This is a genomic window from Arthrobacter sp. USHLN218, assembly GCF_037144715.1.
In the GTDB taxonomy this organism is placed as follows: domain Bacteria; phylum Actinomycetota; class Actinomycetes; order Actinomycetales; family Micrococcaceae; genus Crystallibacter.
In genome coordinates this window covers 179,865-203,384 of record NZ_JBBCYT010000006.1, presented here as the reverse complement: position 1 = coordinate 203,384, position 23,520 = coordinate 179,865, and the positions used below count along the sequence as shown (strand labels likewise).

At 70.1% G+C, this 23,520-nt stretch carries 19 protein-coding genes; 13 read left to right on the top strand and 6 right to left on the bottom strand.

The features are described 5' to 3' along the window. Positions 1 to 222: 222 nt before the first annotated feature. A complete protein-coding gene (locus WFH44_RS15035) occupies positions 223 to 1,239 on the bottom strand; it encodes a PHP domain-containing protein (RefSeq protein WP_336714726.1) in 1,017 nt (338 codons plus the stop codon). A 221-nt stretch (positions 1,240 to 1,460) separates the two neighbouring features. Between WFH44_RS15035 and WFH44_RS15030 the strand changes: the two genes are divergently transcribed. Together WFH44_RS15030 and arfB are read left to right on the top strand one after the other, a co-directional pair. Next, on the top strand, positions 1,461 to 2,276 hold the full coding sequence (locus WFH44_RS15030; RefSeq protein ID WP_336714725.1) for a phosphotransferase enzyme family protein: 816 nt from the start codon (positions 1,461 to 1,463) through the stop codon (positions 2,274 to 2,276). Between the two features lie 57 nt (positions 2,277 to 2,333). Further along, positions 2,334 to 2,756: an alternative ribosome rescue aminoacyl-tRNA hydrolase ArfB gene (arfB, locus tag WFH44_RS15025; RefSeq protein ID WP_336714724.1), complete on the top strand. Its 423-nt coding sequence runs from the start codon at positions 2,334 to 2,336 to the stop codon at positions 2,754 to 2,756. A 44-nt stretch (positions 2,757 to 2,800) separates the two neighbouring features. Here the strand turns inward: arfB and WFH44_RS15020 are convergent, their stop codons facing one another. Both WFH44_RS15020 and WFH44_RS15015 read right to left on the bottom strand, forming a co-directional pair. Beyond that, positions 2,801 to 5,635: a helix-turn-helix transcriptional regulator gene (locus WFH44_RS15020; RefSeq protein WP_336714723.1), complete on the bottom strand. Its 2,835-nt coding sequence runs from the start codon at positions 5,633 to 5,635 to the stop codon at positions 2,801 to 2,803. A 93-nt stretch (positions 5,636 to 5,728) separates the two neighbouring features. Then, positions 5,729 to 6,547 carry a fumarylacetoacetate hydrolase family protein gene (locus WFH44_RS15015; RefSeq protein ID WP_336714722.1) on the bottom strand — a complete coding sequence of 273 codons (819 nt, stop codon included), beginning with the start codon at positions 6,545 to 6,547 and terminating at the stop codon, positions 5,729 to 5,731. Between the two features lie 211 nt (positions 6,548 to 6,758). Between WFH44_RS15015 and WFH44_RS15010 the strand changes: the two genes are divergently transcribed. The 3 genes from WFH44_RS15010 to WFH44_RS15000 are packed head-to-tail and all read left to right on the top strand — an operon-like array spanning position 6,759 to position 9,517. Beyond that, entirely contained in the window at positions 6,759 to 7,493 is a 735-nt protein-coding gene (locus WFH44_RS15010) for a DUF5058 family protein (RefSeq protein ID WP_336714721.1), read from the top strand. Between the two features lie 16 nt (positions 7,494 to 7,509). Beyond that, entirely contained in the window at positions 7,510 to 8,241 is a 732-nt protein-coding gene (locus WFH44_RS15005) for a hypothetical protein (protein ID WP_336714720.1), read from the top strand. A 31-nt stretch (positions 8,242 to 8,272) separates the two neighbouring features. Beyond that, positions 8,273 to 9,517, top strand: a complete 1,245-nt coding sequence (locus WFH44_RS15000) for an amidohydrolase (RefSeq protein ID WP_336714719.1) — start codon at positions 8,273 to 8,275, stop codon at positions 9,515 to 9,517. A 32-nt stretch (positions 9,518 to 9,549) separates the two neighbouring features. Here the strand turns inward: WFH44_RS15000 and WFH44_RS14995 are convergent, their stop codons facing one another. Together WFH44_RS14995 and WFH44_RS14990 are read right to left on the bottom strand one after the other, a co-directional pair. After that, on the bottom strand, positions 9,550 to 10,995 hold the full coding sequence (locus WFH44_RS14995; RefSeq protein WP_336714718.1) for a phytoene desaturase family protein: 1,446 nt from the start codon (positions 10,993 to 10,995) through the stop codon (positions 9,550 to 9,552). Next, on the bottom strand, positions 10,995 to 12,458 hold the full coding sequence (locus WFH44_RS14990; RefSeq protein ID WP_336714717.1) for a glycosyltransferase family 87 protein: 1,464 nt from the start codon (positions 12,456 to 12,458) through the stop codon (positions 10,995 to 10,997). The genes WFH44_RS14995 and WFH44_RS14990 overlap by 1 nt, the downstream gene beginning before the upstream one ends. A 122-nt stretch (positions 12,459 to 12,580) precedes the next feature. On the opposite strand from WFH44_RS14990, the gene WFH44_RS14985 reads away from it, so the two are divergent. The 6 genes from WFH44_RS14985 to WFH44_RS14960 are packed head-to-tail and all read left to right on the top strand — an operon-like array spanning position 12,581 to position 19,437. Further along, complete coding sequence (locus WFH44_RS14985; protein ID WP_336714716.1) at positions 12,581 to 13,774, top strand: acylneuraminate cytidylyltransferase; 1,194 nt, start codon at positions 12,581 to 12,583, stop codon at positions 13,772 to 13,774. A 17-nt stretch (positions 13,775 to 13,791) separates the two neighbouring features. After that, positions 13,792 to 14,697 carry an N-acetylneuraminate synthase family protein gene (locus WFH44_RS14980; RefSeq protein WP_336714715.1) on the top strand — a complete coding sequence of 302 codons (906 nt, stop codon included), beginning with the start codon at positions 13,792 to 13,794 and terminating at the stop codon, positions 14,695 to 14,697. Between the two features lie 9 nt (positions 14,698 to 14,706). Further along, positions 14,707 to 15,681, top strand: a complete 975-nt coding sequence (locus tag WFH44_RS14975; RefSeq protein ID WP_336714714.1) for a glycosyltransferase family 2 protein — start codon at positions 14,707 to 14,709, stop codon at positions 15,679 to 15,681. Then, positions 15,678 to 17,144 carry a polysialyltransferase family glycosyltransferase gene (locus WFH44_RS14970; protein ID WP_336714712.1) on the top strand — a complete coding sequence of 489 codons (1,467 nt, stop codon included), beginning with the start codon at positions 15,678 to 15,680 and terminating at the stop codon, positions 17,142 to 17,144. The genes WFH44_RS14975 and WFH44_RS14970 overlap by 4 nt, the downstream gene beginning before the upstream one ends. Then, entirely contained in the window at positions 17,141 to 18,172 is a 1,032-nt protein-coding gene (locus WFH44_RS14965) for a hypothetical protein (protein WP_336714711.1), read from the top strand. Before WFH44_RS14970 ends, WFH44_RS14965 begins: the two co-directional genes overlap by 4 nt. Then, positions 18,169 to 19,437, top strand: a complete 1,269-nt coding sequence (locus WFH44_RS14960; RefSeq protein ID WP_336714710.1) for a DUF6716 putative glycosyltransferase — start codon at positions 18,169 to 18,171, stop codon at positions 19,435 to 19,437. The genes WFH44_RS14965 and WFH44_RS14960 overlap by 4 nt, the downstream gene beginning before the upstream one ends. 106 nt (positions 19,438 to 19,543) lie before the next feature. Here the strand turns inward: WFH44_RS14960 and WFH44_RS14955 are convergent, their stop codons facing one another. Further along, positions 19,544 to 21,778: a catalase gene (locus tag WFH44_RS14955; protein WP_336714709.1), complete on the bottom strand. Its 2,235-nt coding sequence runs from the start codon at positions 21,776 to 21,778 to the stop codon at positions 19,544 to 19,546. 131 nt (positions 21,779 to 21,909) lie between these two features. On the opposite strand from WFH44_RS14955, the gene WFH44_RS14950 reads away from it, so the two are divergent. Next, positions 21,910 to 22,920: a DNA topoisomerase IB gene (locus WFH44_RS14950; protein WP_336714708.1), complete on the top strand. Its 1,011-nt coding sequence runs from the start codon at positions 21,910 to 21,912 to the stop codon at positions 22,918 to 22,920. A 132-nt stretch (positions 22,921 to 23,052) separates the two neighbouring features. After that, on the top strand, positions 23,053 to 23,475 hold the full coding sequence (locus WFH44_RS14945) for a hypothetical protein (protein WP_336714707.1): 423 nt from the start codon (positions 23,053 to 23,055) through the stop codon (positions 23,473 to 23,475). Positions 23,476 to 23,520: the final 45 nt, after the last annotated feature.

Genomic DNA, 23,520 nt, shown 5'->3' with positions numbered 1-23,520 from the left:
CAAAAGCAGCCGCGAATCTCAGATGTTGCCACCTCAGCCGGTCACCCGGCCGCCCCCAAGCGGATTATGCTGCTGCCGGTTGCGGGCCGGTTTCCCTTTCCGCTTCCAACACAATTAGTGTGGCCGATCCATGGAGCGTTTGACCATAGCCTGCCACCCTAGTTCACAAACGCTGGGGTGGCCTTGGGATCCGCGTTCCAAAGTGCAGAGCCCGTCCAAGGCCTACGGTGCGCACCAGTCCAGCAGCTTCGGAAGCGGCCAGGTGTTGATGATCCGCTCCGCCGGTACGCCGTTGCGGGCGGCGCGTTCTGCCCCGTACTGCAGGAAATCCAGCTGGCCCGGTGCGTGGGCGTCGCTGTCGATGCTGAAGAGGCAGCCCGCGTCGAGGGCCAGCCGGATCAGGTCGTCCGGAGGGTCCTGGCGTTCCGGGCGGGAATTGATTTCGACGGCGACCTCGTACTCGGCGCAGGCGGCGAACACGCGCTCGGCGTCGAACTCGGACTGGGGACGGGTGCCGCGGGAGCCTTTGACGAGCCGGCCGGTGCAGTGGCCGAGCACGTTGGTGTGCGGATCCTTGATGCCCTTGAGCATCCGGCGCGTCATAGGCCCCTTCTCGGCCCGGAGCTTGGAGTGCACGCTGGCCACCACCACGTCCAGCCGGTCCAGGAGTTCCGGCTCCTGGTCCAGCTCGCCGGACTCCAGGATGTCCACCTCGATCCCGGCCAGCAGGCGGAAGCCGTCTCCGGCGCCGTCGTTAATCCCCGCGACGACGTCCAGTTGCTGCTCCAGCCGCTCGGGACTGAGCCCGTTGGCGATCTTGAGGTTGGGCGAATGGTCCGTCAGCGCCAGGTACTCCCGGCCCAACCAGCGGGCGGCAGCGACCATCTCCTCGATGGGAGAGCCGCCGTCCGACCAGCTGCTGTGGCTGTGCAGGTCCCCGCGCAGTGCCGCACGCAACTCGGCGCCGCCCTCGGCCAGCGGTGCAGCCGAGCGTTCGCGCAGCTTCGCCAGATAGTCGGGCACCTCGCCGTCCACGGCTTGGCGGATCACCTCGAAGGTCCGCGCGCCGATCCCCTTCATGTTCTTGAGCCGGCCGTCCCTGGCCCGGGCGGCCAGATCCGCCGGTTCCAGCGTGCCGATGGTTCCCGCGGCGCGGCGGAAAGCCTGCACCTTGAAGCTCGGGGCCAGCTCGCGCTCCAGCCAGAACGCGATCTCGTTGAGGGCGTCGACAGCATCCATGGCACCATCTTCCAGCACCGGCGCCGGGGCGGGGCCGGCAGCACCGAAGTCGGGCGCCGACGCTGGCGGAAGGCGGGCCTCATGGTGCCCAACCTGTTCGGCGCGCACCAGGGCGGCGTCGCTGGTGCGCCCGCGGAAGCGGGCACGGTCGAAAGATTGCGCAGTCCGTCCGCTTTGTCGGCGGAGGTGGACCCCGGGCGGGCGGCGGGCAAGGATGGGGTATGGCCACGGACAGAGGTGTGGAGCAGCAACTCGGCGACCAGGTCACGCACGTGGTCCGGATCGGCAACACAGTGCGCCGGCCGGTGCGCGTGTTCACGGCAACCATCCAGGCCTACCTGGGACATCTGCAGGATCGCGGTTTCTGCGACGCCCCGATCCCGTTGGGCTATGACGACGCCGGGCGGGAGGTTTTGTCCTTCGTCCGCGGCGAGGTGCCGGTGGAACCGCTGCCCGGGCCCGCCACCGGGATGGACGTGCTGCGGTCGCTGGCCCGGCTGATCCGGCGGCTGCACGACGCCGCCGAGGGCTGGGTTCCGCCGCCGGACGCGGTCTTCGGCGGCATTCCGGGCGGCCGTCCCGACGGGCTGGAGCCCCTCTTCACGGCGCCGGAGCTGGTGTCGCACCAGGACTATTGCCCAGGGAACGTGGTGTTTCGCGCCGGCCTTCCCGCGGCGCTGATCGACTTCGACCTGGCCAGGCCCACCACGCGCGTCGCCGACCTGGCCAACGCCCTCTACTGGTGGGCGCCGCTGATGCATCCGGCGGACCGCGCGCCGTCGCTGGCCGGCGCTGACATCCCGGCGCGGGTGCGCGCCTTCGCGGACGCCTACGGCCTGGACCTGGAGCGGCGGCGGGCCCTCACGGACGTGGCCCTGGCCCGCAGCCGGAACGCCCTGCTGACCATGGCGGCTGCGGCCGAGGCGGACCCGGTGTTTGCGCGCTGGTGGGAAGAAGGGCTGAAGGACAAGCTGCCGCGGGCCGAGGCCTGGCTGCGCTCGGCTGCCCGGCCGATCAATGACGCCCTGCTGGACTGACGGCTGGTTGCACCCGGACAGGACGTCCGCCGGTCGACGCTGTGCGACGCTTGATGCATGGATCTGGAGGTGTCGCCCGCGCTCACGGTTCCCGCGGCGGAACTCAGGTGGCGGTTCTCGCGGTCGCCGGGCCCGGGCGGCCAGCACGTCAACACCTCGGACAGCCGCGTCGAGCTGTCATGGAATATCAACGACTCGAAGGCGATTTCGGAGGGCCAGCGGCTGCTCCTGGCTGCGCGTCTCGGGCAGCGACTCGTCGCCGGAGCGATCACCGTTACCGCCTCCGAGCGGCGCTCCCAGCTGCGCAACCGCGAGATCGCCCTGGCCAAGCTCCGCAACGTTATCGGGGAGGGTCTTGCTCCCGAGGGTCCCCGCCGCCGGGCGACCAAACCCACCCGGGGCTCCAACCGCCGGCGCCTTGCGGCCAAGGCGCAGCGGGCGGCGACGAAACAGCAACGACGACGCCCGTCTGCCGAGTAACCCGCACCGTCCACGATTTTCGTGGACGGGCTGTCTGGGGAGAGCTAGTCCCGCGCGTCCATCGCCGATCCAAGCTGCTTCCGGGAGGAGATCTCCAGCTTCGGGTAGGACCGGGAAAGGTGCCATTCCACCGCCTTGATGGTGATGAAGAGTTCGGCCGCGATCTGCCGGTTGGTCATGCCCTTGGCCGCCAGGGAACAGACCCGGAACTCCGCCGCGGTGAGCCGGTCCGCCTTGTTCTCGGCGAGCAGCGGCAGCTGCGCCTCCTGGCCCGACAGGAGCGTGCCCATCCGGCGGGCCACCGCGGCGGCGCCGATCCGGTTACCGAGCACGAGGGCTTTGCGGGCCGCCCCGATTCCTTCCTGCCGGTGCGCCGACAAAAAGGCGCGGTCCTCGCCCAGCAGGCAGGTCTCCGCCAGGTCCGCGAGCGCGAGGGCCTGCGCGTACCGCCCCTCGTTTGCCTCGAGCAGTCCGATCGCCTCACGCAGCATGGGCACCGCCGCCTCGGCTGGCTGGGCCAGGGCCGCCACGCTCAGCGTCACGCCGGTGAGCCGGGGAGCGCCGAAGGCCCGCACCCGCTCGAGCTCCTCCTCGGCGACCGCGGAGGCATACTCGGCCTGGCCGCTCCGGGCGGCGGACTCAATGGCGCTTCGGGTCCAGGCGTTCAGCGTCGGGCCCAGCCCCGGGGCAAGGTCCATCGCCGTCGTGAAGTGCTCCAGGGCGGCGGGATGGTCGCCATGCGCCGCCTTGACCGTCCCGTGCAGCTGCAGCGCCATGGCCTGCACCAGCGGAACCCGGTCCTGCTCAAGCGGGACCCGCGGCAGGAGCGCATCCGCGGCGGCGAGGTCATCCCGCGCGATGTACACGCTGGCCAGCAGGAAGGCGGCGACCTCGAGGTAGGTGCACCAGCCGCTCTCCGCCGCGCGGAGGCTGGCCTCCAGGTCCACCTGGGCTAGCCGCAGCCGGCCGCGGTTCAGGTGGACCGATCCGCGGCAGTAGGCGAGCGTGGCGTGCGCCATGACCGAGGAATTGGCGCGCGCTTCGGCGATCGCCGCATCCAGCAGTTCAAGCGCCTCTGCGTCCCGCTCCCCGGCGTTGAGCGAACCCGTGACGTAGTTGATGATGTTGGATTCGGCCCCGTTTTCCGCCAGCACCCGGCCCTTGCCGTAGGCGCGCACCCCCAGCTCTCCGCTGAGCTTGGCATTTTCGCCCGTGATGGCCAGCCGCAGTGCCTCCTGGGCGAGCAGCAGGCGGTCTCCCGGGCCGTCCTCGGAAGGGTCCTGCGCGAGGATCCCGGCAAGCTCCGCGGAGTACCGTTCCGCGACCTGCATTTGCTGGAAGCCGGCCCCGCAGGCCAGGGCGACCACCCGCCTCCGCAAATCCTGGTCCGGCTCCGGATCCTGCTCCACTTCCTCCAGTGCCTGCGCGAAGTACTTGGAAGCGCGCTCCAGCTGGTTGATGTCGTAGAGGGTGACGGCGCCTTCCAGCAGCAGTTCCACGCGCTCGGCGATGCTGCCGGAAAGGTCGAGCGCCGCGAGGCCGCACTTCTCCGCGGTTTCCAGCCGCCCGCTGCCGGCGTAGGCATGGGCCGCCTCGATGAGCAGCGCACGCCGCAGGTCCCGCGGCAGTTGGGACTCCGCCATCGCCCTCTCGCAGAACTGGGCGGCCAGCGCATGGGCCCCCTGTCTGCGGGCCCTGCCGGCTGCGGCCAGCAGCGTCCGGATGCCATCCTCGTTCCCGTCCGGCTCCGCTTTGAGCAGATAGCCGGCGACCAGCGCGGGGTCCGCCCCCTCAGCCATCAGGAGCCCTGCGGCCTTCCGGTACAGCCGCGAAACCTCGTCCCCCAGGTCGGCGAGCAGCGCCTCGCCCACCAGCGCGTGCTGGATGGCCGGCCTTGGCTTGGTCCCCGCGAGGAAACGTTCGCTGCGGAGGCGGTCGAGGATCGCGCCGAGGCTCCCCGCGTGGGGCTCCGCCATCGCCTTCAGCCGGGGCATGGTGGCGTCCTTGCCCAGTACGGCGACGGCGCTAAGCACCGCGCGCTCCTCATCCGCCAGCCGGCGCAGGCGCTCCCGAAGGACGCTTTCCACGCTTCCGGCGGCCTCCGGCGCGGCCGCGGCAACGTCCCGTTCCAGCAGCTCCTCGACGAAGAACGGCACGCCTCCGCTGGCCGCCTGCACCCGCTCTGCGGTGACCCGGGCCGCGTCCGCCTGGCGTTCCATGATCCAGGACTCGATGGCGCTGGAGGTCAGCGGCTTCAGCTGCCAGTGCAGCGGCACGCCGGACACGCTTTCCTTGCCGATCTGCGAGCCCTTCACGCGAAGCAGGTCCGCGGTGTCCAGCCCTTCCGGGTGCTCCGCGCCCGGCCCCGTCCGCACGCCGCGCAGGAGCAGCACCGGCACGTCGATCAGGAGGCTGCCGATGTCCAGCAGCGCCGCGAGCGAGAGCTCGTCCAGCCACTGCGCGTCGTCCACCGCCGCCACGATGGGCCGCGTCTGGCTCCGCGAACGCAGCACCCACGCCGCCGAATAGCTGAGGGCATCGCGTTCCGCGGGCACGCCGGTCGAGGCGACGAACTTATGCAGCATGGCACCCTGTCCGTCGAAGGGCGGGGAGCCGGCGGGAATGCGCTGGACCAGCGGCGCGAACCATTGCCACAGCATGGCACCGGGCAGTTGCCGCCTGGCATCGCCCGTGGCGCGCAGGACCTTCCAGCCGCGCGCGGCGGCGTCGGCGCAGATGGCGTCCAGCATGGAGGTCTTGCCGATCCCGGAGGGCCCGCTGATGGTCAGCTCCGCGTCCCGGCCGCCGGCCACCGAGGCGGCCAGTGCGCGCCAGTGCGCGAGCTCCTCATCCCGCCCGAAAAGCCGTGGCTGTCCCATAGACCCGATAGTATGGCGCGGCCCCGACAAATTGTTATTGATGCGTCACTTTACGCGCCGCGAGTCGCCTCCCGGTTCACGTTTGCGTCCGGATCAGGCCTCTGGCACGCAGCGGTTGCGCAGCTCGCCGATCCCTTCGATGCGCGTGACCAGTTCCGCCCCCGCCGGGATCCATTCGCGCGGCTTGCGCGCGAGCCCGACGCCGGCCGGCGTGCCGGTAGCGATGAGGTCGCCCGGCTCCAGCGTCATGAACTGGCTGATATAGGAGACCAGGGTGGCACAGGAAAAGATCAGGTCCGCCGTTGTGCCCGACTGCTTCTGCACGCCATCGAGCTCGCATTCGACCGCCAGTCCCTTCTCCGGGTCCAGTTCGTCGGCGGTAACGACGACGGGGCCCACCGGCGTCATGCGGTCCCAGTTCTTGCCCTGGAACCACTCGGACGTGCGGCCCTGCCAGTCGCGGACGGAGACGTCGTTCATCACGGTGTAGCCGGCGATGGCGTCCTTTGCCTCCGCCTCGTCCGCCTTGCGCACGGTGCGGCCGATGACGACGACCAGCTCGGCCTCCCAGTCGATCTTGCTGCTGGCCAGGGGCATGACGACGTCGTCCGCCGGGCCGACCAGGGAGTTGTGGAACTTGGTGAAAATGGTCGGGTACTTCGGAACTTCCTGCCCGACCTCTTCGGCGTGCGCGTAGTAGTTGAGGCCGGCGCAGAGGATCTTGCCGGGACGCGGGATGGGCATGGCCAGCTCGTCGGCGTCAGGCTCCGGTCCCGGCTCCCCCGCCAGCGTCCGCCAGTCGCCGCGGGCCAGCAGCTCGCCGACGTCCTTGACGGGAAGATAGACAGTGCCGGCTTCGTCCTGCCGGAAAGCCTGCGTGGTCCCGTCCCGCCGCACCGTACCCAGACGCATCCGGTCCTCCTGTCCGCGACCCAAGCGCCGCCGTCGTTGTTGTCCGTTGTTGCCCATTGTTGCTGGTAGCGGAGTAACCCGCCCTGTGGCAGACTACCCGCTCGGCTGGCGGGTCCGATCCAAAAGTCACGTCGAGGTGTTGACCTGCCGACATTCCGGCGCGCTTCATTGATACAACCGGAAACGGTCCGGACCATCCTGGGAGCGCGTTATGCATCCTGCTGTGATAGACCCCAATTCGACCGACATCGCGCCGGTGGCCTTCCAACCGGTTCTGTGGCTCGCGGCAGCCGGCGTATTCGCCGTCATCATCCTGCAGTCGGTGATCTACCTCCGGGCCATCCGCAAGGCCGGTGCCGCGGCCCACCTGACCGATCAGCAGGTGGGCCGCGCCGTCCGTGCGGGCGCCGTGGCGGCCATCGGACCTTCGCTGGCCGTCGCTCTGGTGGCGGTCTCCCTCCTGCCGCTGTTCGGCACCCCGGCCGTCCTGACCCGCATCGGCCTGGTGGGCTCGGCTGCCTTCGACGTCGCGGCCGCCGGCCTCGCGGCGGGAACCCAAGGTGCCCAGCTCGGCGGTCCGACCTACACGCAGAAGGTGTTCGCCATCGGGTTCGCCGCGATGACGCTCGGCGGGCTCCTGTGGATGGTCTCCGCGCTCGTCCTCACCCCGATCCTCGCCAGGGGCGACAAGGCGCTGCGCAAGGTCAATCCCGCGGTCATGACCGTCGTGCCCGCCGCGGCCCTGCTCGCGGCGTTCTTCACGCTCGCCTTCGCCGAGACCCTCAAGTCGCCTGTCCATCTGGTGACCCTGCTGGTCTCGGCCGCCGTGATGGGCCTATGCCTGCTCGGGGCCAAATACCTCAAGAAGCCGTGGCTGCACGAGTGGGGGCTCGGGATCGCGATCGTCGTGGCCCTGGCCGTCGCCTATTCCATGACCGCCAAGTAAGAGGCCGGGAGACCACATGTCCTCGCAGACCAGCAACGCGCCGCTCACAGGGCTGGCCCAGTTCGACCGCACCACGTCCATCTGGGGCCCCATCACCCTGGCGCTCGGCTTCCTCGTCTCCCTCGCCGCCGCCCTCTTCGTCGCCTTCGGCACCGGGCTGGGGATCACCGCCGCGGAGTTGTGGAAAGCCGTCGGCATCGTCATCGTGACCTTCGGCATCATCGCGGTCGTGGAGCCGATTGCCTACTATCCGATCCTCGGGCGCTCGGCGATGTACCAGGCGTTCATGATTGGCAACATCGCGAACAAGCTGCTCCCGGCGGCACTCATCGCCCAGACCGACCTGGGCGAGAAACCCGGTACGCGCCGTGCCGACCTCATAGCGGGTGCCGCGATCATCGGCGCGGCGTTCATCCACCTCATCACGCTCGTGGTCCTCGTCGGCATCCTCGGCACCTTGCTCCTTGCAGCGCTGCCGCCGGACCTCGTCGCCGTCGCGCGGCTCTACATCCTGCCGGCGGTGTTCGGTGCCGTCACGGTCCAGGCCGTCGTCACGATGAAGAACGTGCGCATCACCATCATCGCCGCCGTCATCGCGGCGCTCTTGGTGTTCGTCGTCGTCCCGCTGGTCCCGGCGTTGGCGAACCTGGCCACCGCCTTGGCCGTCATCATCGCGATCGTCGCGGCGTGGTTCCTCCGGAAGCGCACGGAGGGTCCGCCCCCGGCGCCGCAGTCCATCGGCCACTGACGTCCCGTCCCACGATCCCGAAAGGCCTCCCATGGCACAGGCTGACACGGTCACCCTCGCCCCCGGCATCAGGGTCTCCCCCGGCTTCGTCGCCGAGCACCTCGAGCTGTACAAGGCGTTCCACCGCGCGCCGGAACTGTCGTCCCAGGAGCACCGGACCGCCGCGGCCATCGAACAGCGCCTCGATGAGCTCGGCATCGAGCACTTCCGCTGCGGCGGGACCGGCGTCGTTGGACTCCTGCGCAACGGCGAGGGGCCGGTCATCGGCTTCCGCGCCGACACCGACGGCCTGCCGATTGCCGAGGAGACCGGGCTGGACTACGCGAGCACCGCGACGGGGACGATTCCGGACGGCAGCACCGTCCCGGTCATGCACGGCTGCGGCCACGACACCCACATCACGGACGCCCTCGCCGCCGCCGCTTACCTGGCGGGGAATCGCGCGGTCTGGGCCGGCACCATCGTCCTCCTCTTCCAGCCCGCCGAGGAAACCGCGGCCGGAGCCAAGGCCATGGTCGACGACGGACTCTGGGACCGCGCGCCCCGCCCGGAGGTGGTCCTGGCCCAGCACGTCATGCCCCAGCGGTCCGGCACGGTGACGCTTCGCCCGGGGCACATGGCGAGCCTTGCCGACTCGTGGCGCATCACGGTCCGCGGCCGCCAGGCGCACGGCTCGCAGCCGGAGAAGTCGATCGATCCGATCGTCGCGGCGGCGGCGATGGTCCTGCGCCTGCAGACCATCGTCTCGCGCGAGCTCCCGCCCACTAAACCGGCCGTGGTCACGGTCGGGACGTTCCATGCGGGGCTGAAAGAGAACATCATCCCGGAGACCGCCGAGTTCAGCCTCAACGTCCGAACGCCGGACGAGGAGACCCGCATCCAGGTCCTCGACGCCATCCGCCGGATCGTCAACGCCGAGGCCGCCGCGTCCGGGATCGGCGCGCCGGGCATCGTGGAAATCTCCCGCTTCCCGCGGCTCTTCAATGACGCCGGGCACACCGAGCGGGTGACGGCCGCCTTCCGCGAGGCCTTCGGCGAGGAGTCGATTATCAGCGCCCCGCTCGGCATGGGCTCCGAGGATGCCGGCTGGCTCGGCGACGCGATCGGCGTCCCCGTGGTCTTCTGGTCCTTCGGCGCGTTCCCGCACGAGCAGTTCGAGGACGGAAATATGCCACCGGGCAACCACCACCCGGGCTTCGCACCGGACGCCGAGGCGGCCCTCGTGCACGGCACCGCCGCCGCGATCACCGCGCTGCTCGCCTACGTGGGCGGCTGAGGATACGGGGAAGCTGCGGGCCGATGGGGAGCCTACGGCCGGAGCGAGGGCATCGGCAGGCCGAAGACGTCTTTCAGCGCCAGCCGGGCGGCGTGGTAGCCGGCCATGCCGTGCACTCCCGGGCCCGGCGGAGTGGCGGCCGAGCAGAGGTAGACGCCCCCGAGCGGGGTCTTCCACGGCTTGGTCCCGGCAACGGGACGCGCCAGCAGCTGCCGGATATCGACTGCGCCGGTGCCAAAGTCCCCGCCCACGTAGTTGGGGTTGTAGGCCTGGTAGTCCATGGCGCTCATGCCGCGGGAAGCAATGACGACGTCGGAAAAGCCTGGCGCGGCTTCCTCCAGTTGCGCGGTGATCACGTCTGTCATGTCCAGCGTGGAACCCTGCGGGACGTGGCAGTAGGCCCAGAGGATGTGCCGGCCGGCCGGAGCGCGGGTGGAATCGAAAACGCTGGGCTGCGAGACGAGCACGAAGGGCTTGGCGGCGTGCCGGCCGCGGGCGATCTCCCGTTCCGAGGCAGCCACCTCGTAGCGCGTGCCGCCCAGGTGCACCGTACCGGCTCGGGCTAGGTCGTGCTCGGCCCACGGCACCGGTTCGGACAGGATGAAGTCCACCTTCGCCGCGCCGGGCCCGTACCGGTAGGCACCTAGGGCCGCGGCGTAACTACGGGGCAAGCGCCCGCCGGCCAGCCGAAGCAGTTCCTGCGGGGCGGTGTCCAGCAGGATGGCGTCCGCGTCGGTCAGGTCGGCCAGCGAGTCCACCCGGTGCCCGGTGACAATGCGGCCGCCGTGTGCGGCCACATCCTGCACCATGGCGTCGATGATCGCCTGCGAACCGCCGACCGGGAGCGGATAGCCGACGGCGTGGGCCAGGGACCCGAGCATCAGCCCCGCGCCCGCCGCGACCAGCCGCTTGATCCCGCCCGGAGTGTGGGCGGCCACCCCGGACAGCAGCGCCGGAGCGAAGTATTCCTTGAAACGCATATCCCACCAGGGGCTGCCCTGCTCCAGGGTCCCCATTCCATAGCGCAGCGCGGAGAGGGGGTGGCGCGGGACGCGCAGCAGCTGGTTCATGGTCAGGTCCAGCAGTTCGGCGGAGTGGCTGGCCAGCGGTTCCATCAGCGCCCGGTACGCGGGGCCGTCGGCACCGAGCCGCTCGGCCGTCCGGTCCACATCCTGGTAGGCGAACGCGACGTGGTCGGGCCGGACGACGTGGGCAAAGGCGATTTCGGGGTGGATCATCTCGACCCGGTCGGCCAGGCCGAAGTCGCGGAAGAAGGGCGCAGCCACCGCCATTGGATGCACGGCGGAGCATACGTCATGCCGGTGCCCCGACTCGATGAGTTCCATGGTCCGGGCTCCGCCGCCGGCGGTAGAGGCAGCCTCGTAGACGCTGACCTCCAACCCGGCCCGGGCCATGATTACCGCAGCCGCCAGGCCGTTGGGCCCGGCCCCTACCACTGCCACCTGTCCGCGTGCCATCAGTCCTGCCTTCCCTCCGCCGCGCTGCGAATGGGTTGTGCGCGATAGCGCCAGTCCAGCACAAATCTGTCCGGTGCGTTATCGAATGGACCACCTTGCGGGTCATCGACGTCCAGCCGCCGCACCACGTCATGCTCCGGCCGGTGCACGGAACGCGCCACCTGGAACATGAGATATGCCGTGGCAGCAATATGCCCCAGCACGGCAAAAACGTAGTAGGGAGTGTCGATGTTGTGCTGCGGCTCCCCGCCGCTGGTGATCCGGCCGAGGTACATCCAGATGGCCCACCAGTGGAGCACCTCGAAGAACTGCCAGAGGAGGAAGTCGCGCCAGCGCGGATGCGCCAGCGCGGCGAGGGGAACCAGCCAGACCACGAACTGCGGCGAGTAGACCTTATTGGTCAGTACGAACGCGGCCACCACCAGGAAGACAATGCCGGCCAGCCGCGGCCGGCGCGGGGCGGACAGCACCAGCACCGCGATGGCCAGGCACGCCGCCAGGAACAGCAGGAGCGAGAGCGTGTTGGCCGGGCCCGGCCCCAGTTCAGGCAGCCCGCCGCGCTCGGCCGTGACGTTGTAGGCGTACCAGAGCGAGGAATAGCCGGCCTCGCGGTCCCGGGTGTAGCCGAGGAAGTGCGCCCAGGACTCGAAGCCGGAGACCATGAAGGGGACGTTGACCAGCAGCCAGGCCACTGCGGCGGAACCTCCCGTGACGAGCAGCGGCCGGAACCTGCCCGATCGCATCGCCAGGAGGAGGATGGCGCCGAGCATCAGCACCGGATAGACCTTGAGGGCGGCCCCGAGCCCGATCAGCACGCCCGCCGCCACGAGCCGCCCGCGCGCGAAGCAAAGCATGGCCAGCGCCAGCACCATCGCCGGCCAGAGGTCCCAGTTGACCGTGCCGGCCAGCACGATGCCCGGGGCCACCGCGACCATCGCCGCATCCCAGGGCCGCCGATGGCTCATCCGTGCGGTGGCGATAACAGTGATGATCCAGACCACCGCCGCCAAGGTGGCATTGACGTCGAAGTAGGCCAGGGTGCGCTCCGGCGACGCCCCTGAGCCCGGCACCAGCAAGGCCGTCGCCCCGGCCAGCAGGCCCATCAGCACGGGATATTCGAAGGAACTGCCCGGGGTCAGGAACGGCAGCACGCCGTCGGCCAGGCCGCGGGAATCGAACAGGACCGGCCAGTCCGAATAGCAGCCCATGTAGAAATAGTCGGGCAGTGCCCAGCCGGCCACCCGGCACGGCGTCTTGGCCAGCACCGACAGCAGCGCGGCCAGCGTCGTCAGCAGGATCAGCACCCGCTCCACGGTGAAGAAGCCGGGCCGGACGATCCCGGGTGCTGTGCGGCGCCCCAGCGGGCCGCCGACGGATTCAGTGAACCGCCTCAGCAGCGGGTCATTGCGGCTGGGCACCACAATGCGCAGCGGCAGACGACGGCGCGAAGAGGGCCCGGGCATGGCATCAACACTACTTGCGCCGCTTGGTTATCGCCTTAGGTTAACAAAACGTTGACTGGCGGCCACCTCCCCGTAACCGGCAGCTCACCGTCCGGCCATTGAGCCTCCCTACGGTTGAGCCAATGAGCATTACCCACCCCCACGAAGTACTGGTGGTGATCCCCGCCCGCGGCGGTTCGAAGGGGATCCCCTTCAAGAACCTCAAGCCCGTTGCAGGACGATCCCTGGTAGCCCGCGCCGTCGAGGCCGCACGGAACGCCGCCCGGGTGACGGACGTCGTCGTCAGCACCGATTCGCCGGACATCCGGTTCGAGGCCGAGCGCTTCGGCGCCCGCGTCATCGAACGGCCCGCGGAGCTCTCGGGCGACACCGCCACCAGCGAGTCGGCCGTGCTGCATGCCCTCGAGAACAGCGGTGCCCGGCCCGCGGTCACGGTGCTGATGCAGTGCACCTCCCCGTTCATCGATTCGGCGGATCTGGACGCGGCCATCGCCTCCGTGCTCGACGGCGGTGCGGACGTGGCGTTCTCGGTCGCGGAGAACCACAACTTCCTCTGGGCGAGGGACGCCGAGGGCGCCGTCACCGCGGTTGGCCACAGCGCCGATTTCCGTCCGCGCCGGCAGGACCGCGAGCCGCAGTACCGCGAGACCGGGGCCTTCTACGCGATGCGCACTTCAGGTTTCCTGGCCCGCGGGCACCGCTTCTTCGGCCGCCTCGAGTTCCAGGTCGTCCCGGCGGAGCACGCCATCGAGATCGATTCGATGGAGGACCTGGAGATCGTCCGGGCGATGGATTCGCGCCCGGAGTCCAGCGGGATCGACGTGGACGCACTCGTCATGGACTTCGACGGGGTGCACACCGATGACCATGCCTTGGTCAACTTCCAAGGCGAAGAATTCGTCCGGGTCAGCCGCTCGGACGGAATGGGGGTGGCCCGGCTGCGCCGCGCCGGAGTCCCCCAGCTGATCCTCTCCACCGAAACCAATCCGGTGGTGACCGCCCGGGCGAACAAGCTCGGCGTCGACGTCGTCCAGGACGTCTCGGACAAGGCGGCCGCGGTGACCGAATGGATCACCACGTACGGACTTGATCCAGAACGCGTTGCCTTCGTGGGCAATGACGTGAATGACCTGCCTGCCATGGGCCGGGTCGGTTGGCCAGTGGCCGTGGCGGATGCCCGGCCCGAGGTCAAGGCCGCAGCGCGCATTGTGCTGCAGCACAACGGCGGCGAGGGCGCGGTCCGCGAAATCTGCGAACGCGTCCTGGCCGCACAACCGGCAGCCCAACCGGCAGCCACAGCAATCCAATCCCGATGACAGAAAGAGCTTCGCTGATGACCACCGAAACCACCGCCCCCGCCGGAGCCCCGGCACCCGTAGCCATCGGCGACGTCCAGGTCGGCGCCGGCCAGCCCGTCTACGTGATCGGCGAGATCGGCATTAACCACAACGGCGACATCGAGATCGCCAAGCAGCTGATCGACGTTGCCGCCGCCGCCGGCGCCAACGCCGTGAAGTTCCAGAAGCGCACCCCGGAAATCTCCACCCCGGTCGACATGCGCGACAAGATGCGCTCCACCCCGTGGGGCGAGATGACCTACCTGGACTACCGCTACCGCGTCGAGTTCGACATGCCGATCTACCAGAAGCTGATCCAGCACGCGGCAGACAAGGGCCTGCACTGCTTCGCTTCGCCGTGGGACGTGCCCTCGGTGGCCTTCATGGAGGAAGCCGGCGCGCTGACCCACAAGGTCGCCTCCGCCTCCGTCACCGACATCGAACTGCTGACCGCCCTGCGCGAAACCGGCAAGCCGATCATCCTCTCCACCGGCATGTCCACCATCGAGCAGATCGATAAGGCCGTCGAGACCCTGGGCACCGACAACCTGGTCCTGATGCACGCCACCTCCACCTACCCGCTGCCCCCGGAGGAGGCCAACCTGCGCATGATCACCACGCTGCAGGAGCGCTACCAGGTTCCGGTCGGCTACTCGGGCCACGAGCGCGGCCTGCAGATCTCCCTGGCAGCCGTCGCCCTCGGCGCCGTAACCGTGGAGCGCCACATCACCCTGGACCGCACCATGTGGGGCTCGGACCAGGCCTCTTCGCTCGAGCCCAAGGGCTTCGAGTCGCTGATCCGCGACATCCGCATCCTCCAGGACGCGATGGGCGACGGCGTCAAGAAGGTCTTCCCGGGCGAGCTGGCGCCGCTGTCCCGCCTGCGCCGGGTGGACGGCTAAGTTAGCCCTATGGACCAGCCATTACTGAGCGTCATCGTTCCAGCGAAAGACCAGGCACCTTTCATCCGTGACTCGATGACCAGCCTGACGCGCCAGTTCGATGACCCCTCCGTAATGGAAGTCATCGTCATCGACGACGGTTCAACCGACGGAACCGGGGAGCTGGCTGCCGCATTCGCCAGCCGGCTCCCCGGCCTGAAGATCCTCCGCAACGAGGCCGCGACCGGCGTCGCCTCCGCCCGCAACCGCGGGCTGGACATCGCGGCCGGCCGCTTCATCACCTTCCTCGACCCGGACGACTGGTACGCCCCCGGGCACCTGTCCCGGATCACGGACGAGATCGCCGAGCTGGGCGTGGACTTCCTGCGGGTCGACCACGTCCGGCACACCGGCGGCGTGCGCACCGTCCATAAGGCGCCCCAGGCGCGCCGCGGCGCCAGGCTGGATCCGCGCAACGACATCGCGCCGCACAACCAGTCCACGATGGTGGACTACTGCTTCCCGCCGTTCGGAATTTTCGACGGCGGACTCAGGGATGCGGGCCTGCTCCACTTCCTGGACGGCCGGCACACCGCAGAGGACCGCCCGTGGGTCTGGCGGCTCCACCTGAAGGCCGCCTCCTACGCCGTCAGCAACCAGCTCGGCGCGTTCTACCGGCGCGGCGTCGCCAGCTCGCTCACGCAGGTCTTCGACCGCCGCCAGCTGGATTTCCTGCCCTGCTTCGCCGAGGTCTTCCGCCTCGTCGGGGAGGACCCGGAAGCAAGCCGCTTCTGGCCCAAGGCCGTCCGCCAGTTCCTCGCCATCGCCTGCCACCAGCTGGACCGCTCCGGCGACATGGACAAGCAAGTCGTGGCGGAACTCCATGCGGGCATCAACGACGCCCTCGCGGGCCTGCCGGACGACGTGCGCGGGCAGGGCCTGGCCGGCATGGACAACAAGCGCCGCAAGTTGCTCAAACCTGTGCTCCGGAGAGCTGCCGCATGAAAGAACTCTTTGTCGTTTCCACGCTGTACCAGTGCATCTCGCTGGCGTCCGCGATCGACGCCGGCCGGATCCCGGACCGGGGTGCCGAGCGCATCCTGGTCCTGACCAACAGCGCCCTGATCCCCGAGATCACCGTGCCGTTCCATGAGGCTCCCGGCTTCGCGGAGGCGGCGGCCCGCTTCGACCGCTCCGTGGACCTGAGCCAGCTGCTCTGGCCGCGCCGCCCCGGGCAGTTCGACCCGCGGCCCGAGGAGGTGCATCTCTGGGAACGACTGCTCCGGGCCGAATGGGACCTCGGCGACAGCCCCGTGGGCCTGTTCGTCGAGTCCATCCAGGTCAACCCGGCAGTCGCGCTGTGCCGCATCTTCGCCGACGCCGGCATCAGCGTGCACTCCGACGGCCTGATGAGCTACGGCCCTACCCGCAATCCGCTGCCGCGCGAACTGGCGCAGCGGCTCGAGACGCTGGTGTACGTTGACCTGGTGCCCGGCCTGGTGCCGCAGCTGCTGCGCGAACACAACCCGGCCCTGGTGCCGGTGGACCGCGCCGACCTGCGCCGCGGCATGGAGGCGCTGGCGCGGACCCTGCCCGAGGACGATGCGGTGGCCGCCGCCGTCAGCGGGACCCCCGCGGCGGAGCTCGAGAAGCACCGCGCGGACCACGGCGCCTCCGGCAGTGCCTTGATCCTCGGCCAGTACCTCTCCGAGCTCGGCATCCTCTCCGCCGAGGAAGAGGTCACGCTGCACCGGGACATGCTGCAGAAGGCCCTGGACCGGGGCATCCGCCACTGCGTGTTCAAGCCCCACCCCAGCGCCGGCCCTGGTGCCGTCACCTCGATCCAGGCCGCCGCCGCGGAACTCGGGCTCCAGCTCGAAGTACTTACCTCGAGCAGCCCGGCGGAGGTCGTCATGCAGCGGCTGGAACCGGAGCTGGTGGTCAGCTGCTTCTCCACCGCCCTGATGACGGCGAAGTACCTCTTCGGCATCGACGCCGCGGCCGTGGGCACCGGGATCCTGCTCGAGCGGCTCACGCCGTACCAGAACAGCAACCGCATCCCGGTCACCATCATCGACGCCCTGCTGGAACGCGGCTACGCCGCCCCCGCTGAGGCGCCGGCGGACTCATCGGCGGACGCATCCTCGGGGGCATCGGCAGCGGCCGGTTCCGACGCCGCGCAGACGCCGGACGCTTTGCCCGGGCGCCCGGCCCCGCTTCAGCAGCTGGTCGAGGCCGTGTCCTACTGCATGCAGCCGCAGACGCTTGAGCTGGCCCGGCCCGCAGCCGAGGCCTTGTTGGCCGGCGCCCAGCACACCGGAGAGCTGCGCTACTTCAAGCGCCGCCGGCTGACCAAGCTGGAGCTGCCCGGCTCCCTGCCCGCCGCGAAGGTGCTCCACCCGCTGGGCCGCGCCCGCCGCGCCGGCGCCCGGCAGGTCAAGCGCGTCCTGACGGTGCTGGCGAAATGATGCAGGAAATCCTGCCCTCGCTGCTGGTGGCCCGGCCACGCTTCGGCCGGGCCACGGTCTGGGCCGAATCTCCGCTGCAGCTGCTCAGCGCCGTGGAAGCCCACGGCGCGGGCCTGCTGGGCAACGAAACCGTCATCCACTCGCGCAGCGACGCTGTCGGCATGGACGCCACCCTAACCGAGCTGCTGAGCCAGGTCCCGGACGGCGTCAGCTTCGCCGAGCCCGGATCCTCCGTGCCGGCGCTGCGCGTTCCGGGCCTGGACCGCTGGGTTATCGGGGACGCCTACTCCGGCGTGGCGCAGACCGAATTGCTGCGCGGAGCGGCGGACAAAGAGATCGTGATTGTCGACGACGGACTGGCCACGCTCAAACTGCTGGCCACGCTGGCGAAAGACTCCGCGGCCCCGCTGGTGCGTCCGCGGGCGGCGGCTTCCTCGGTCCGCAAGGCGCTCGGCCTGGCGGTCTGGTTCATGCTGCGCCGGCTCGCCCGCCAGAACCGCCTGCTGGTGGTCACGGCGCTGCCGGTGCCGCTGGACCTCGAGCAGCGTTTCCGCGCCGTCGGCGGCCAGCTGGAGCGCCACCGCTTCGAATGGCTGGGAACGCAGCCGGTGACGGAGGAGATCACCGAGCCCACCGTCGTCGTCGGTTCCGCCATGGCCGCGGACGGCCTCATCCGCGAGGAGCCCTATCTGGCATGGGTCGAATCGCTCACGGAGGACGGGCCGGTCAGCTACTTCCCGCACCGGCGGGAGACCCCGGCCTTCCTGACCAAGCTGGACCAGCACCCCCTGGTCCGCGTCAACCGCCACACCATTCCCGTGGAGATGCGCCTGCGCGGACTCCGCGCCGGACAGGTCGTCCGGGCGCTGCCGTCCACCGTGCTGGCCTCGCTCCGCCTGATCCTCGGGCCCAACGGGGTTCCGCTGAAAGGACAGGCCGTGCCGGACAGCTGGTGGCTGCCGCAGGCCTCGGACTCGCTGCGCAGGCACCTGAGCAGTTCCCTCGACGACGGCGGATCCCCCGCATGAGCACCGAAACTTCGAACCCCCGGAAGGCGGCACGGAAGATGCGCATTGTCGCCATCGCTGACAGCGACTCCTACTTGAAGTTCGCCTGTGCCACGCTGGACGCCCTCGGCCCGGAGTGGGAGCGCGAGGTCCTGCTGGTCCGCTCCCCCATCCAGCCGACCCTGGAACAGATGGCCGCGGCCACCGCCGGGACCTTCCTCCACGGCCGCGCCACCGCGGTGATCCCCGCCTCCGGCCTGCGGACCGCGCTGGCCGGCGCCGACGTCGTGCTCGCCGCAGCCACCGGCCCCGTGGTCGAGGAGGTCTACCTGCATGCCGCCGCGCTGACCCCGCGCCCGGCGCTGGTGTCCGGGCTGCCCGGCGTCGCCTTCCCCGCCACCCAAAAGGCGCTGCGCTACCGGGCGCTCGGGGACGCCTTCGTCACCCACAGCCACGCGGAATGCCGCGCTTTCAGCGAACGGGCCGAAGACCTCGGACTGCCGCAGCGCATCCTGGTCTCCCGGCTTCCCTTCCTCTCCTCGCCCGAGGCGCCGGTGCCGGACCCCACTCCCCTGCAGCGTGTGGTGTTCGCCCCGCAGGCCAAGGTGCCCGTGGAGAAGGACGAGCGCGTCGCCATCCTGCAGGCGCTGGCCGCGCTGGCCCGCCGCACCGGCTTCACCGTGCGCGTCAAGCTGCGGGCCTGGGCCGGGGAACCGCAGACCCACCTGGAGCAGTATCCGTTCGACACCCTCTGGAACGACATGGTGAAGGCCCGCGCGGTGGCCGGGCACGAACTGGAGTTCTGCACCGGCTCGATGGCCGAGCAGCTGGTCCCCGGCACGGCCATGGTCACCGTCAGCTCCACCGCCGCCCTGGAAGCACTCGACGCCGGCCTGCAGGTGCTGATCCTGTCCGACTTCGGGGTCAGCGACGAGATGCTCAATAAGGTCTTCGACGGCTCCGGTCTGCTCGGCACCCTCGATGACCTGAAGGCCGGCCGTTTCTTCCACCCGGAGCACAGCTGGCTGCGGGACAACTACTTCCACCGGCAGGACGTGCCGCTGGGGCACGTGCTCGCCATCTACGCCGAGTGGGCCAGGGCCGGCAAGCTCGCGCTGGATACGGACCAACTGGCGGCCACGCGGAAGCGCCGGGTGCGGCTGCGCCTGCGCACCCTGCTGCCGACGCCCGCGCTGAAGGCCATCCGCTGGGTCCGCCAGCAGCAGCGGGACGGTGACGCCCGCCGGATGGAGGCGGAGCGGGCCGCCGCGAGCCTGCCCGCCTGACCATCCCGCGGACGTCCGTGCCCTGGCGGCCGGGCTTCCCCGAACCGAGCCGGGGGCCGAACCTGTAGCGGCCGGCCCCCGGCACACGGACCTTTTCGGACGGACCTTAGCGGAGCGTTCCTTGCTCGGCACCGGCCGGGAAGCGTTCCCAGACCCGGTGCTTGGACAGCAGTTCCGCCATCTTCTCCAGCACCTGGGGGCCGCTGCCCAGTACGACGCCGGCGGCGTCCTCGGGCACGGAGGCTGCGGCCAGTGCCTGGCCGGCGCTGTCCCACCCGCCGATCGCCTTGCAGTGCCGGTACGCCTCGGCCAGCAGCAGGCTGACCCGCGGGTCCACCCCGGGGTAGCCCGCGGGATCGCCGGCCTTGGCGTCCAGCCCCGGCGCCGCGTCCGGCGCCGGCTTGGCGGATCCGGCGACCACGACGGCGTCGAACTCCACCGAGCGCGCCGTCAGGTAGGTCCGCTGGACCGGCAGGCCGCCGGGGAGCTTGCCGCCGTGCGGGGCGATGATCAGCGGGACCATGCCGCCGGCGTGGATGGCTTCGCGCGCCCTCGCCAGCGCCTCCTGGTCGCTGTATTCGTCCGCGATGATGCCCACGGTCCGGCCGGCCAGCGGCCAGCTCCCGCGCAGCTGCGACAGTGCGGCGCTCGGCTCCGGGTCGCCGAGCTCCACGGTCGGCGCGGGCGCCTCGAGTCCCAGTCCGGCGGCAACCTTCGCGCACAGGTCCGCGTCGATGTTCGCCAGGGCCTGCAGCTGCCGCTTGCGGATGTTCTCCTCGTAGCACTTGCCCAGTTCGAACGTGTAGGCCTGCGCGACGTGTTCCTGTTCGACCGGCGCCAGCGAGAGGTAGAAGAGCCGCGCCTGGCTGAAGTGGTCGTCGAAGCTCGCCGGCTTCTCCCGCTTCTTGGCCGAGGCCGGCAGTTCCTGCGGGACCTCGATGTAGGCACTCATGTCCTCGCCCGCCAGGAAGGGACAGCCGCCGTCGATCGAGTTGGGCCGGTACGGCGCCGCCCCAGCATGCACCGCGGTCTGGTGGAAGCCGTCGCGGAACATGTCGTTGACCGGGGCCTGCGGCCGGTTGATCGGGATCTGCGCGAAGTTGGGCCCGCCCAGCCGCGTGAGCTGGGTGTCCAGGTAGGAGAACAGGCGGGCCTGCAGCAGCGCATCGTTGGTCACGTCGATGCCGGGCACCAGGTGGCCGGGGTGGAACGCCACCTGCTCGGTCTCCGCGAAGAAGTTCGTGGGATTGGCGTTGAGGGTCATGGTGCCGATCACCTGCACCGGCGCCAGCTCCTCGGGCACGATCTTGGTCGGATCCAGCAGGTCGATCCCCTCGAACGTCTCGTCCGGGGTGTCCGGGAACGTCTGGATGCCCAGCTCCCACTCGGGGAAGGCCCCGGCCTCGATCGCGTCCGCCAGGTCCCGCCGGTGGAAGTCCGGGTCGGTGCCGTTGATCATCAGCGCCTCCTCCCAGACCAGCGAGTGCACGCCCTGCTTCGGCTTCCAGTGGAACTTCACCAGCGTGGTCTCGCCGGCGGCGTTCTGCAGCCGGAAGGTGTGCACGCCGAAGCCCTCCATGGTTCGGTAGGAGCGCGGGATGCCGCGGTCCGCCATGAACCACATGGTGTGGGCCTGCGCCTCGGTGTGGAGCGAGACGAAATCCCAGAACGTGTCGTGCGCACTCTGCGCCTGCGGGATCTCCCGGTCCGGGTGCGGCTTCGCCGCGTGCACCACGTCCGGGAACTTGATCCCGTCCTGGATGAAGAACACCGGAATGTTGTTGCCGACCAGGTCGAACGTGCCCTCGTCCGTGTAGAACTTCGTGGCGAAGCCGCGGGTGTCTCGGACCGTGTCGGCGGAGCCGCGGGAACCGACCACCGTGGAGAAGCGGACAAAGACGGGGGTTTCGACGCCGGACGCCAGGAAGCCTGCCTTCGTCACCCCGGCGGCGGCGCCGTTGGCAACGAACGTGCCGTGCGCGCCGGCACCGCGGGCGTGGACCACGCGTTCCGGGATCCGCTCGTGGTCGAAGTGCATGATCTTCTCGCGCAGGTGGTGGTCCTGCAGCAGGCTCGGCCCGCGGGCCCCGGCCTTCAGGGAATGGTCCGTCTCGTACAGCCGGGCCCCCTGCGCCGTCGTCAGCCAGGACCCGCTCTGGCTGTGCAGCGACTTCTGCGCGCCCGTGGGAACGCCGGTGGGCGTGACCGTCTCCGGCGCGTCCTGGTCCGGCTTGGGCGGTAGCGGCTCGCGCGGCTCGGTGGGCTCGGCGAGCGCGGGCGGCTCTACGCCCGGCACTCCCGGAATCGGGATCTCGTTGGCCGGCGTGCTGTTCGTTGACATAGCTGTCTCCCTTTCGCAGGACCTGGTTTGGCCGGCGCCATCGCGCCCTGCTCAGCACCCTACTAGAGTTAGTAAGCAAGCTGAATAACTTGGGCGGGATGCGCCCCACCGGCGGCGAGGTGAGGAGAACCATGGCGACACAACAGGAGCGGCCGGCACCGAAAGCAAGGAAGCCGCGCCTGCGCCGCAGCAATTGCAACATGCCCGGCTTCGGCCGGCGCCGCCGCGGCAAGGGTTTCAGCTACGCCGCTGCGGACGGCAGCCGGATCGATGACCGGGAGACGCTGGAGCGGATCAACCAGCTCGCCATCCCGCCGGCCTGGCGTGACGTCTGGATCAGTCCGGTGCCCAACGGCCACATCCAGGCCACCGGCGTCGACGACGCCGGCCGGCGCCAGTACATCTACCACCCGCGCTGGCGGGAGCTGAAGGACCGCGAGAAGTTCGACCGCGCCCTGGACTTCGCCGACGCCCTGCCGCGGGCCCGCCCGGCCGTGACCCGGCTGCTGCGCGGGAGCGAGCCGACCGAGGAACGGGCCTATGCCGCCGCCTTCCGGCTGATCGACGAGGGCTCGCTGCGGATCGGCAACGAAGAGTACGCGCAGACCAACGGCTCCTTCGGCGTCACCACCATCCGCATCCGCCACATCCGGCTGCGCGGGGAGATTGTGGAACTCGATTTCCCCGCCAAGAGCGGCCAGCAGTGGAGCGGGCAGCTCAAGGATGCGGACCTCGCCCACGCCCTCGAACCGCTGCTCCAGCGAGGCCCCGAGGAGCCGGCGCTTGCCTACCGCACGGACGACGGCGAGTGGTCGCCGATCAGTTCGGCCGGCCTCAACGACTTCATCCGCGAGCAGTGCGGCGGGGACTTCACCGCCAAGGACTTCCGGACCTGGCAGGGCACGGTGGAAGCCGCGCTGGCCCTGGCCCGGCACGCGCCCGAGCGCACAAGCGAGACCGCGCGCAAGAAAGCCGTCGCCGCCGCCATGCGGGATGTCTCGGATCGGCTCGGCAACACGCCGGCCATCGCCCGCAAGTCCTACGTTGATCCCCGGGTGGTGGACCGGTTCATGAACGGAGACGTGCTCGACGCCGGCTCCTACCGGGCGGCCGAGCGCTCCCTCCGCGAGCTGGTCACGTAAGCCCGCCCGCCCCGGGCCTCCGGAAGGCCTCCCCGCTGTTCGTTCCGGGCTGACCGGCAGGTTTCCCCGCGATTCCTGCCGCGTCCGCCATCGAGCAGTACGGTAGGGACAGAACGTAAGGAGGCTTAGCTTATGGACCACAAGCCGCACCGCAGGTGCGGGCCGCTGGTGCTTGCCGGCGTCGCACTAGCCCTGTCCCTGGCCGGGTGCAGCAGCCTGAACCCCGGCACGGCCGAAGCCGCGGACATCGCCTCGCAGTTCCACGCGGACCTGGCCTCCGGCGATGCCCAGGCTGCCTGCACGCTGCTGGCCCCCGGCACGGTCGAGAAACTCGAAGACGGGGCCGCCGGAAGCTGCGCCCGGAAGCTCGCGGACCTGGGCCTGCCCGGCGCCGGCGAGGTACGCAGCAGCCAGGCCTACGGCAGCAACGCCCAGGTGCAGCTCGAAGCGGACACGGTGTTCCTCACGCTCTCGGGCCAGCACTGGAAGATCACCGCCATCGGCTGCACGCCGCGCGGCGAAAAACCCTACGACTGCGAAGTGGAGGGACACTGATATGCGGTGGGCATTCTGGATCTGCCTGGGCGTCATCGCCCTCGG